The following is a 10,702-nucleotide window of genomic DNA, read 5'->3' on the forward strand; positions in this document are numbered from 1 at the left end:
TGCGCGGCTGGCAGGCCCTGGTGCTGCTGAGCATGGGCGCGATGGTGCTGGCCGGTGCGTTGATCGGCGCGGCGTTGCTGACCCGCACGGACGCCATGTCGCACGAGCTGATCGACGGCCTCCAGCCGGCGCGCCTGGCGGCCGCTCAGCTGCAGTCGGCGCTGCGCGACCAGGAGACGGGCGTGCGGGGCTACTTGATCGCCGCGGACCGACAGTTCCTCACGCCCTACTATGACGGGCAACACGCCGAACACGCTGCGGCCGAGGAGATTCGGCGCAGGGCGGGCGAGCGCCCGGACGTCCTCGGGGACCTCGACGCCATCGAGGACGCGGCCGCGCAGTGGCGGGCCAGTTACGCCGAGCCGCTCATCGCCAGCGTCAACACCAGCGATTTCGCCGCCATGACGGCCCGCGCCGCGGACCGGGGCAAGGCCCAATTCGACCATCTGCGAGCCCTTTTCGACACGCAGAGCGCACACCTGTCGGCGGCGCGGGCGCGCGCCTCGGACGACCTCGAACACACCGCTGCGTGGCGCGACAGGGTGCTGGGCGCGATGCTGCTGTTGTTCTTCGGCACGGCGGCCATCCTCGGATTCCTGATCCGTGACACGGTGGCGCGGCCCCTGGCGATGCTCGCCGCGGCGTGCCGGCAGATCACCGAGGGCAACTTCGACCGCACCATCACGCCGCCGCGCCGGCCCAAAGACATCCGGGACATGGCGATCGACGTGGAGAACATGCGCAGGCGCATCGTCGACGAGCTCGAGGTGTCACGCTCGGCCCGCCAGCAGCTCGACGAGCAGACCGCCGAATTACAGCGCTCCAACACCGAATTGGAGCAGTTCGCCTACGTCGCCTCCCACGACCTGCAGGAGCCGCTGCGCAAGGTGGCGTCGTTCTGTCAGCTGCTGGAGAAGCGCTACGGCGACAAGCTCGACGAGCGCGGCATCGAATACATCGGGTTCGCCGTCGACGGCGCCAAGCGCATGCAGGTGCTCATCAACGACCTGCTCACCTTCAGCCGGGTGGGCCGGCTCAACACCTCGGAATCCGAGGTGGGCCTGGACAAGAAGCTGGACAACGGCCTGGCCAACCTGGCCATTGCGCTCGAGGAGTCGGGCGCCGAGATCGTGCGCCCCGACGAGGGGTTACCGCGAGTTCTCGGCGACCCGACGCTGCTGACCATGTTGTGGCAGAACCTGATCGGCAACGCGGTGAAGTTCCGGCACGCGGACCGCGCGCCCCGCGTGGTCATCGAATGCGAGCGCGGCAGTGGCGAACACGAGGGCTTCTGGGTGTTAACGGTGTCGGACAACGGGATCGGCATCCCCGCGGAGTTCTCCGAGAAGGTGTTCGTCATCTTCCAGCGACTGCACGGCCGCGACGTGTATACCGGCACCGGTGTGGGGCTCGCGCTGGTCAAGAAGATCGTCGAATACCACGGCGGCACCATCTGGATCGACACCACCTACACCGAGGGGACCCGGTTCCGGTTCACCCTCCCGGTGCTCGCGACCACGCCCGACCAGGACGCCGGCGCGACACGCCCAGCCGCTTTGGAAGGAGCGCAACAGTGACATCGCCCGGTAGAGCGATCGACATCCTGCTCGTGGAAGACGACCCGGGTGACGAGCTGATCACCCGAGAAGCGTTCGAGCACAACAAGTTGAAGAACCGGCTGCACGTCGCACACGACGGGCAAGAGGGGTTGGATTATCTCTACAAGCGGGGTGAGTTCGCCGACGCGCCTCGCCCGGACCTGATCCTGCTCGACCTGAACCTGCCCAAGTACGACGGCCGGCAACTGCTCGAGAAGGTCAAGTCGGACCCCGACCTCGCGCGCATCCCGATCGTGGTCCTGACCACGTCCTCGGCCGAGGAGGACATTCTGCGCAGCTACAAGCTGCACGCGAACGCCTACGTCACGAAGCCGGTGGACCTCGACCAGTTCATGAAGGCGGTCCGCCAGATCGACGAGTTCTTCGTCCAGGTGGTGCGGCTGCCCAACGGCAGCTGAGCCGCTACGGGGCCGGTTCCGGCTCGGCCAGCAGCACGTCGTTGTGCTGCCCGAGCGCCGGGACGGGATCGCCGGGCGCGGCGTCGAAACTGGCGTAGCGCGCCGGCATCCGCACCACCGTGACCGCGTCCGGCCCGGTGCCCACCGGCAAGGCGAGCTCGTTCTCGGCGAACAGCGCGGTGCCGACCACCTGCTTCCAGGTATAGGCGTGGCAGGCCATCAGGCCGCCCTGCTGCAGCAGCTGAACCCACTCGTCCGCGGTCTTGGCCGCCAGCGCCGACTCGAGTTCCTCGGCCAGCTCGTGGTAGTTGAGCGCCCGCGCGCGCTGGTCGACGAACCGCTCGTCGTCAAGCAGGTCGGGCCGGTCGATCAGCCGGCACAAGGTCGCCCAGTGCTTCGGCACGTATGCGCTGATGACCAGGTACCCGTCGGCGGCCCGGAACGCGTCCGACGGCTGGGTGGCGAAGCCGACTCCCCTGCGCCGCTTGGCCTTCGGCTTGGCGTCGGTGTCGGGCTTGGGTGCCTCGGTCGGCTTGTTCAGGTGGATGGTGAGCTGCCCCGCCTGCAGGCTCACCGCGACGTCATACATTGCGACCCGCACCACGTCACCTACTCCGTGCCGCTCGCGGTTGAGCAGTGCGGCCAGCACGGCCTGGGCCAGCACGTGGCCGCTGGCGGCGTCGACCAGCTGGAACGGGATGATTTGCGGCTTGCCGGTGGGCGTCGGCATCCCGGTGGTCATGCCCGACTCGGCCGCCACCATGAGGTCGACGCCCGGGCGGCTGCCGTGCGGGCCGTTGCCCCCGTAGGCCGAGAGGCGGGCGTAGACCAGCCGGGGGTTGCGGGCGCGCAACTCGTCCGGGCCCAGGCCCATGCGCTCCATCACGCCGGGCCGAAAGCCTTCCAGCACAACGTCGGCCGTGTCCACCAGCCGCAGGATCTGTTGCTTGGCCGTGTCGTCGGTGAGGTCGGCCATCACCGACTTCTTGCCGCGGTTGTGGGGGAGGAACAGCGTGGCCAGCGGCGGCCGCCCGGGCAGGACGGCGGTGATGTGCCGCGCCGCCTCGCCGATGGGCGCCTCGATTTTGATGACCTCGGCGCCCAGGTCGGCCAGCACCGGGCCGGCCAGCGGCCCGGCGATATTCTGCGTGAAATCGAGAACGCGGAATCCGTCGAGGGGCTTGGGCATCGTTGCGCCTTTCTTCTAGCCTGCCTTGTTCAACACCGCTGTGCAGTAGTAGTTCTGCGAAAACGGCGCGTCGGCGTCCGTCGACTGCAGCGGCAGGCCGTTGTTGGCCAGCATCTGGTTGAGCGGCGTGCGGACCGGTTGCCAACCGCGCCCCTGCAGATAGGTCGCGACGTCGTTGCGCTCGCCGGGATAGCCGAGGTCTCCGAGGGCGATGTCGAGGCCGTTGCTTCGCCACTTCTCGCTGGCGGCGTTGAGGGCGTCGCCGTTGACTCCCGAATTCACGAAGACCTCGGCGACCAATTGGCTGCCGTCGGCGCTGAGCTCGGTGATCTGGTCCAGCAGCCGGTCCTGCGCCTCAGGAGGCAGGAAGCCGACCAGCCCCTCGGCGGCCCACGCGGCGGGCTGGCGGGCGTCGAAACCGGCCTCGCGCAACGCCGTTGGCCAATCGTGGCGCAGGTCAACGGGCACGTCACGCACCTCGGCGGTCGGTGTCGCGCCCAGCTCGGCGAGGGTGGCGGTCTTGAACTCGATGACCTGGGGCTGGTCGATCTCGAACACCGTGGTGCCCGGCGCCCAGGGCAGCCGGTACGCCCGCGCGTCCAGGCCGGAGGCGAGGATGACCACTTGGCGGATGCCGGCGGCGCCCGCCTCGGCGAAGAAGGCGTCGATGTAGCGGGTGCGCGCGGCCAGCATGTCGGTCATGCGCTGCATGCCCCACGGGGCGCCCGGGACGTCGACGTCGGCCGAGTCGAGCTCGCCGGCCGCCCACCGGGTCATGAAGTCGACCCCGACGGCGCGCACCAGCGGTTCGGCGTACTGATCGTCGATCAACCCGTCGCGGGTGGCCCGGGCGCGCCCGGCGGCGACCATGGTGGCGGTCGCTCCCACGCTGGTCGCCAGGTCCCAGGTGTCGTCGTCGCTACGCGCCATCGAAGAATCCCTTCGCTCTACTGATTAGCCACCATAACCACCGGTGGTCCGCGCTCACCGGCTGGGGCGGGTGCGCTGGGTCCGGTGTCACGCGGTGACGGCCTTCGTGGCGCACGGTGCGACGGCCGCCGCCGACCGTGCGATCGACGCGGCGGCGGGCCGGCGGCTACGGCTGCTCGAAAAAATCTTGATAGATAAGCGTTATCTATCCCGCTGTCGCCAGGATGGTGTGGATTTTTCGGACGGGGCGGTCGGTGTGATTCAAATGCGTTGGTGGACAACGGGCGCCGTCGCGGCCGCGCCGCGGGGTTCGCGCACGTCGGTCAATGTCCATCTTCACAACGAAGCTCGACGACGTTGCGCGACGCTGCGTTGGCGGTTCAGGGCTGTGCTCCGACCGCCGGGGGTCCAGTGCGAGGCACGTTCTATCACTCATTCGCCTAAGACGAATACCGTTGAGAAACAACGTCTCTCATGCAGATCCGGTTGTAGCCGCGCCCCGCGGCCGCGCGGCTACTATTCGCTTTAGGTGATACACCCGGATCGACGTAGAACGTACGCGAGGCATAGGCCCGCGATTCAGGGAGGGGTTCACGCGTGGTCTTATCGGTCATTCCTCAGGGTCTGGAAGCTTTCGCGGCGGTCAATAGCGCAGCGGGACAGGCAATTACGGCTTCGGCGTCATCGGATTCGGCGGCGATGCTGAACGCGGCCGCTGCGGCGCTGGGCCCCATCGGGGCCAGTTACCTTGCCGCCTACGGCCCCGCGCAGGCCAACAATCTTGCGGCTGCCCTACTCGTGGGGCAACTGCATTCTGCGATCGGTGCCGCAACTACGGCGGCGAACGCGTCGTTCGTCGCCGTAGACGAGGCGTAAGGGCGGCTCCCACCGGCATGGGCACCAACGCCAACGCCGCTGCGCCCGTGAACGCGACGGGTCAATTGGCGCAGACGCTTTCGGGTTTCGATACGCGGCCTGTCATCGACGCCCAGGAATCGAACCTGGGCGACTATCTCAATCAACCGGTGCACGACATCACCTCGCGGTTGGGCGCGCCCGGCCTTCCGCAACCCGCGCCGCCGCCCGATCCGACCGACCCGAACGCCGCCGCAGGCTCGAACGCCGCGGGCAGCGCGATCCCGGGCATGCTGACCGGTCTGTTGACGCAGATGATTCAACCGGTGACCGAGGCCCTGGGCATGCTGGGGTCGGGGTCCTTCGGTGACCTGGATCCGACGCAACTGCTCAGCGGTATTTCCCAGACCGCCGCGTCGGCCGTCCAACCCGTGCAGCAGGCGATGTCCGGCCTTGACGGAGCCTGGCAGGGTGCTGCCGCGTCGGCGGCGACGGCAACGACCGACGCCGCGTTGACCAACGGTACTCAGGTCGCGAACCAGTCCAGCGCGCTGGCAACCAGCCTGGCCACGGCGACCGCCGGTGTCCAGCAGGCGAACGCGCAACTTGTGGCGATCATGAACCAGTTCACCGCGACCATTGCGGCCATCGGTCCGAACATCATCTTCCCGTGGGGGATGGCCGAGGCGATCGCGGCCGCCAATCAGGCGGTCACCCAGGCGGCAACCGTGATGACCCAACTGCAGGGCACCCTGGCCGCCGAAGAGGCGAACGTCACGGCAATCGGAACTCCGATCTCCGTGACGCAGGCGCCTCAGACGGGCGCGAGTCTCGCGGGCGCGGTCGCTCCCGGTGCGGCCAGCGCCTCGCCTTTGGCGGCCAATTTCGCCGTGGCACCGGCTGCGGCGGCCGGCGCCCCGCTCGGCGCGGCCGTCGCTCCGGCCGCGTCCGCACCGGTCTCGTCCTTCGCGCCGGCGTTGATGCAAGCCGTAGCCATGCCCGCGATGAGCGGCGTGAGTGCCGCGACGGGGGCCCTGCAGGGTATGGGCGGGGCCGGCGCCGGGACGCCGGCGGGAGCAACAGCGCCAGGGGGCCCGGTGACCAACGCCGTCGCCGGCGCGGGTGCGGCCGGCAAGGGTGGATTCGGCGGCGGCGGAGGCGGCGCACTGGGAGGCATCCCGCTCGAAACGATCGAGTCGCGGGTGGCCGCGCCGGCGAGCATCCCGGCCGCGGACACGGCGCCTCCCATGACCGGCGATGCCGCCGCGCCCCCGGCGATGGGCGCAGGTTCGCCGATGGGCGGTTATCCCATGGGGTTGGGGAGCAGGGCCGGGGCGGGGAAGACCCACAGTGCCGCAGCCTTTTTGCACACGGCCGCACAGGGTGACGAGATCGTGGGCGATCTCGGCAGTGTTGCCCCGCCCGTGTTCGGTGAGGCTGACAGCGCTACCAGTCCAGATATCGATTTGAGAATCTAGAGAGGGAGTTTCGCGATGACGGGTACTGCCGACTTCCGGATGCAGCCAGACGAAGTCACCGACGCGACCCGGCTACTCGACCAGTTGGCCGGCCGCGCCGAAAAGTTGATGCAAGCCGAGGCCCCAAACCTCACGGTGAACGCCGCAGCGCGCGATGAGGTCTCGCAGCGCGTCTCCTCGACGCTCAACGACGTGCACTCGTCGTTCGGGGCATCGACGGATCACGCCACCAACCAGATGCGGGCGATCGCGGCGGCCCTGCGCGCACACGCCGACAACGTCGTGGCCGCGGAACAAGACTTCGCAACCTAATTCGCGGCGCAGTGCGGGCCCGAACACGAGCATCGGAGAGGAGGTCAGGGCGTGGGCTTCACCAATGTGGCATGGGAATCGCGCAGCGCAACGCAGCTTGCCCGCGATCTCACGACCGGGCCCGGGCCCATGCCGGTCGGACAGGCAGGGGCGGCCTGGGTGCGGCTTGCCGATGAATGGGCCAGCATCTCAGAGGATTACGACAAGATCGTCGGGAAGATCAAGGGTTCGTTTTCCAGTCGGGGCGCCGACGCGGCAGCGCGCAAACTCGACGACTTCGGCAAGTGGCTGCAAACGGTCAGCGTCACCGCCGCCAACAACGGCGAGCGGGCCGAGGAGGCGGCGGTCGCGTACAGCGTCGCCGTCCTGGCGATGCCTAGCGTGTCCGAAGCAATAGAGGCCAAAACGACGCACGACGTCATGGCGTCGCTCGCCGCCTACAACGGGGCGGTGCTCAACGGGCAATTCGCGGAGTTCGACCAGTTGGTCAGCTCTCATCAAGCGAGCGCATCCGCGGCGATGTACCAATACGAGCAGGCGTGTGCCGAGCTTGCCGCCCCGTGGCAGCTGCCCCCGCCGCCGGAGGTCTGTAAGGCGGCCGCGCTCGACGCCGAGCGCGACGCGAAGGCCACCGGTGAGGTCAAAGCCGCAGGCGCGGGGCCGGGCGGCGGTGCGGCTCTGGCGGCGCCACCCCTCGCTCCGTTTCGGGTGGCCGAGGTCAAAGCGACGAGCGACGCCAAAGCCCCGCACAAGGTCCAGTCCGCTGCCGGCCCGTCTGGCGTGGGCCCGGCAGGAACCGGGTACGGACCTTTGGCGGCCCTGGGCCGCGGCGGCAATTCACGCGAGCACCAATCACCCTTGGCGGCAACCCTGGACGGTGGTGGCGAGCCCGGAGCCGGTCCGTCCCAGGCTGATCCCGCGTGGCTGCCTATGGCTCAGCAAAGCGACGCGCCGTTCACTGTCTCCCATGTCAGCTGGGGCCCGAGCACGTCGGTGTTCGACGAACTCGTCTCGACGCCCGAACCCGAGGCGCCGCAGTACGCCGACCTGCCGCAGTCAACGCTCGAGCAGGTGTCGAACTCCTGGGTGTCCCCTCCGGTGATCGGTGGCGACAAGGGGCTGACGCTGTGACCGCGGCGCTGTCTGACCGGCTGACGCTGACCGGAGACGAACTCCACGTGGTGGCCTCGCGCGTCGGCATGCACGAATTCCCGACAGTGCTGGCCGTCCGCAGCCCGCACGCCACCGTGGACCAGCGAAACGCCGCACGCGACCGCGCGGCCCGGAAACTAGCGTCTCGCAAACTGATCGACGGCGGGTCGGTGCACCCCGAGCTCGTGACCGTGCTGCAGGCGCTGCAATGGCCGGACCGTGAGCTGGCCATGCGGCTGGTGACGCCGGACGGCATCGCACGCGTAAGCGTCACCCGGCGGGGCGCGCTGTGCGTACTCGCGCGACGGATCGCCGACGAGACTCTGTTGCGGATCATCGGCTACCACAACGACGTTCGAGACGTGGTGTCGGCGGTCGTGGCCGAGCTGCCAAAAGCCAAGCCGGCCGATATCGATCCCGTCGCAGCGCCGCTGCAAGAGGTGGCGGAGAGTCTGTCCGGCACCCACGATGCGGTGGAGCTCGGCGACCGCGCACGAGCTTTGGGTGCCGAACCCCGCGCCGCCATGCTGTTGGGTGCCGCGCTGGGATCACGTCAGGCTTTCGCCGAGATCGTGTACTACACCCTCACCGATGCCGAGGACCGGATATCCCGCGCCCCGGCAGCGGTCGCACTGTTCTACACCAGCCGCGGTCGCGTCGTCGCGGCCCCGAGCGGCTCGCCGTCGGGAGACGCGTGGGTCACCCTTAAAGCCGGCTCCGATCACGCTGTGGCGCAGGCGATTTTCCAGCTCATCGGGCTCGCCGAGGAAAGTTGGTCGACGACGAGCGGGATGGCGGGATGAGTTTCGAGCACCGGGCTCCTTCCGCCGACAACAACAAAGAAGTAATCAGAAAGGAAACACGGAACCGAAATGACACTGTCACTTACCCAGGCGGAGGCTCAGCAGAAGCTCTCGCAGGTCCAGGACGCTCGTAACCAGGCGGTCGCGATTCTCAGCCAGATTGCCGACACGCAGCAATCGATGTTGAGTTCGAGCTGGAAGGGCGGCAGCGCAACGACTTACGGCGGAACGTCATCCCAGCAGCAAGAGGACGCGCAACAAATCATCAACTACCTCAACCAGATCGTCGAGACCGGATCAGCGCAGATCAACGCGGTCGCCAACATGGACAACGGCTAAGGGAGTACCGGGACAATGAGCGAAATCCTCTACAACTTCGGCGCTAACAACTCGTCGTTGGACGACGTCAACAGCAACATCAGCAAGATTCAGGAAGTCCGGTCCGACATCGCCAATCTCTTCAGCGTTTTGGCCACGGTCTACGAGGGTGCGGGCGCATCAGCCCTGAACCAGGCGCAGCAAAACATCAGCTCGATGCTTGATGACATGTTGAACAACATGACCATCACGCAGCAGCAGGCGCAAGAACAGCAGGCTGCCATGCAGGCCCTGGACCAGCAAAACGCTTCAGCGTTCTAAACGACTGCGCGGAGCCCGGGCTTGTTCTGAGTTCGAGCCCGGGCGCCGCGCACTGAACGAAAAGGATTGGGAGAACTCATGTCGAGCAGCGGATCAACGGGCAGCGGGTCGACCGGGAGTGGATCGACGGGCAGCGGCGGAACCGACGTCAGCTCGCTGACCAGCGCGCTGAAGGGGCTCCAGAACAGTGGGCCGGTGGACCTCAAACTGTCCAGCGAGACCGAGCAGGCTTATCTCAACATCGTCAGCACGTTCAGAAATGCCTTGAACGATCAGCTCAAAACGATCACCGGCATGAGCTCATTGGGTAGCCCGGGCACTCTGCCGTCGGCGACACAGACCAAGAACAACCTGGAACTCGACATCTCCGGGCTCAGCGGCATCGAGCAGTCAATCAACCAATACCTGTCTTACCTCGATCAATTTTCGGCGACGGTGAAGGCGGCCAGCAATCGCCTCATCGGGTCGGGATAAGTCGGGATCGCCTAGCCGTGTCTCATCACAAGAGCTCGCCGCCGCTCACCGCGGCACAGATCGACGATCTGGTCAACTCCGGCAAGGACGCTCAGGATACGCCCGGTGCGAACTGGATGGCGCTGGCGGCGCTGAACAATAGCGATGTGACGTCGCTTGCGGTGTCTCAGAACGAACTGCAAGACATCACCGGCGTCACGACAAGTCCGGCCAGTGTCGCCATCGAAGATTTTGGGGGCGTGACCTTCACAGACATGTATCAAGCGTTCCAGGGGGCCTCCGGCACCTTGGACAATGGGAACGGTGGCACCCTGCAGCAGGTTGCCAGCGCGATCGTGGAAGCGTCACAAGCTTTTCAGCTGGCGCTGGGCCAGCAGGAGGCCAAGCAAGACTGGGTTGGGAAGACCCACGACGCCGCACTCGACAACATCATGCAGTCACTACCCGACGTGGCGAACATCGCGTCGGGTGCGAATGCGCTGGGGCTGTTGATCGACGCCTTCTCTCACACGGTTTTTCAGACGCAGTGGTATCTCAACGAGAACGAGCCGCAATACACCGCATCGTTGAATCGCTGGCCGAACGAAGTTGACGAGATCAACCAGGCGTACAACTCGTTCGCCCAAGACGTGATGAATACGGTTTACGCGCCTAACATTTCAGGCATCGCCAGCAATAATCCGAGCTTTTCTACGCCGACGACCGATCCGTCCACGCCGACACCACCGCCACCTGGCTCGGGCGGTTCCGGCGGCGATGGCTCGGGCGGGGGGAACGGCTCGGGTGGCGGCAATGGTGCGGGTGGCGGCGGCAGTAACACCCCGCCCCCGCCGCCGAACGTGAACAACACCCC

General features: G+C 67.2%; 13 protein-coding genes. 11 read left to right on the top strand and 2 right to left on the bottom strand.

Features of this window, described 5'->3' with window-relative positions; all coding sequences use genetic code 11:
- Positions 1 to 32 precede the first annotated feature (32 nt).
- Both A5700_RS06820 and A5700_RS06825 read left to right on the top strand, forming a co-directional pair.
- Complete coding sequence (locus tag A5700_RS06820; RefSeq protein WP_082960617.1) at positions 33 to 1,577, top strand: CHASE3 domain-containing protein; 1,545 nt, start codon at positions 33 to 35, stop codon at positions 1,575 to 1,577.
- The gene (locus tag A5700_RS06825; protein WP_068072673.1) at positions 1,574 to 2,017 is read left to right on the top strand and encodes a response regulator; all 444 of its coding nucleotides are present in this window, start codon (positions 1,574 to 1,576) and stop codon (positions 2,015 to 2,017) included. The genes A5700_RS06820 and A5700_RS06825 overlap by 4 nt, the downstream gene beginning before the upstream one ends.
- A 4-nt stretch (positions 2,018 to 2,021) precedes the next feature.
- Here the strand turns inward: A5700_RS06825 and A5700_RS06830 are convergent, their stop codons facing one another.
- Both A5700_RS06830 and A5700_RS06835 read right to left on the bottom strand, forming a co-directional pair.
- Complete coding sequence (locus A5700_RS06830; RefSeq protein WP_068204571.1) at positions 2,022 to 3,206, bottom strand: CoA transferase; 1,185 nt, start codon at positions 3,204 to 3,206, stop codon at positions 2,022 to 2,024.
- A gap of 15 nt (positions 3,207 to 3,221) precedes the next feature.
- Positions 3,222 to 4,136, bottom strand: coding sequence for a class I SAM-dependent methyltransferase (locus A5700_RS06835; RefSeq protein WP_068072682.1), 915 nt, complete (start codon positions 4,134 to 4,136; stop codon positions 3,222 to 3,224).
- A 597-nt stretch (positions 4,137 to 4,733) separates the two neighbouring features.
- Between A5700_RS06835 and A5700_RS06840 the strand changes: the two genes are divergently transcribed.
- The 9 genes from A5700_RS06840 to A5700_RS26550 form a co-directional block, all read left to right on the top strand.
- A complete protein-coding gene (locus tag A5700_RS06840) occupies positions 4,734 to 5,012 on the top strand; it encodes a hypothetical protein (protein ID WP_068072685.1) in 279 nt (92 codons plus the stop codon).
- Between the two features lie 17 nt (positions 5,013 to 5,029).
- On the top strand, positions 5,030 to 6,469 hold the full coding sequence (locus tag A5700_RS06845; protein ID WP_068072688.1) for a hypothetical protein: 1,440 nt from the start codon (positions 5,030 to 5,032) through the stop codon (positions 6,467 to 6,469).
- A gap of 15 nt (positions 6,470 to 6,484) precedes the next feature.
- Positions 6,485 to 6,781 (top strand): PE domain-containing protein, encoded by a 297-nt coding sequence (locus tag A5700_RS06850; RefSeq protein WP_068072691.1) that lies wholly within the window; start codon positions 6,485 to 6,487, stop codon positions 6,779 to 6,781.
- Between the two features lie 51 nt (positions 6,782 to 6,832).
- Entirely contained in the window at positions 6,833 to 7,912 is a 1,080-nt protein-coding gene (locus tag A5700_RS06855) for a PPE domain-containing protein (protein WP_068072694.1), read from the top strand.
- Complete coding sequence (locus A5700_RS06860) at positions 7,909 to 8,736, top strand: ESX secretion-associated protein EspG (protein ID WP_068072697.1); 828 nt, start codon at positions 7,909 to 7,911, stop codon at positions 8,734 to 8,736. Before A5700_RS06855 ends, A5700_RS06860 begins: the two co-directional genes overlap by 4 nt.
- A gap of 69 nt (positions 8,737 to 8,805) precedes the next feature.
- On the top strand, positions 8,806 to 9,075 hold the full coding sequence (locus A5700_RS06865; RefSeq protein ID WP_068072700.1) for a hypothetical protein: 270 nt from the start codon (positions 8,806 to 8,808) through the stop codon (positions 9,073 to 9,075).
- 15 nt (positions 9,076 to 9,090) lie between these two features.
- Positions 9,091 to 9,375, top strand: coding sequence for a hypothetical protein (locus A5700_RS06870; protein ID WP_068072703.1), 285 nt, complete (start codon positions 9,091 to 9,093; stop codon positions 9,373 to 9,375).
- A gap of 78 nt (positions 9,376 to 9,453) precedes the next feature.
- A complete protein-coding gene (locus tag A5700_RS06875; RefSeq protein WP_068072707.1) occupies positions 9,454 to 9,849 on the top strand; it encodes a hypothetical protein in 396 nt (131 codons plus the stop codon).
- Positions 9,850 to 9,866: 17 nt separating this feature from the next.
- The coding region (locus A5700_RS26550; RefSeq protein WP_197504145.1) for a hypothetical protein at positions 9,867 to 10,702 on the top strand (836 nt) is incomplete at its 3' end.

The sequence above is a fragment of the Mycobacterium sp. E1214 genome (assembly GCF_001666755.1).
Lineage (GTDB): Bacteria > Actinomycetota > Actinomycetes > Mycobacteriales > Mycobacteriaceae > Mycobacterium.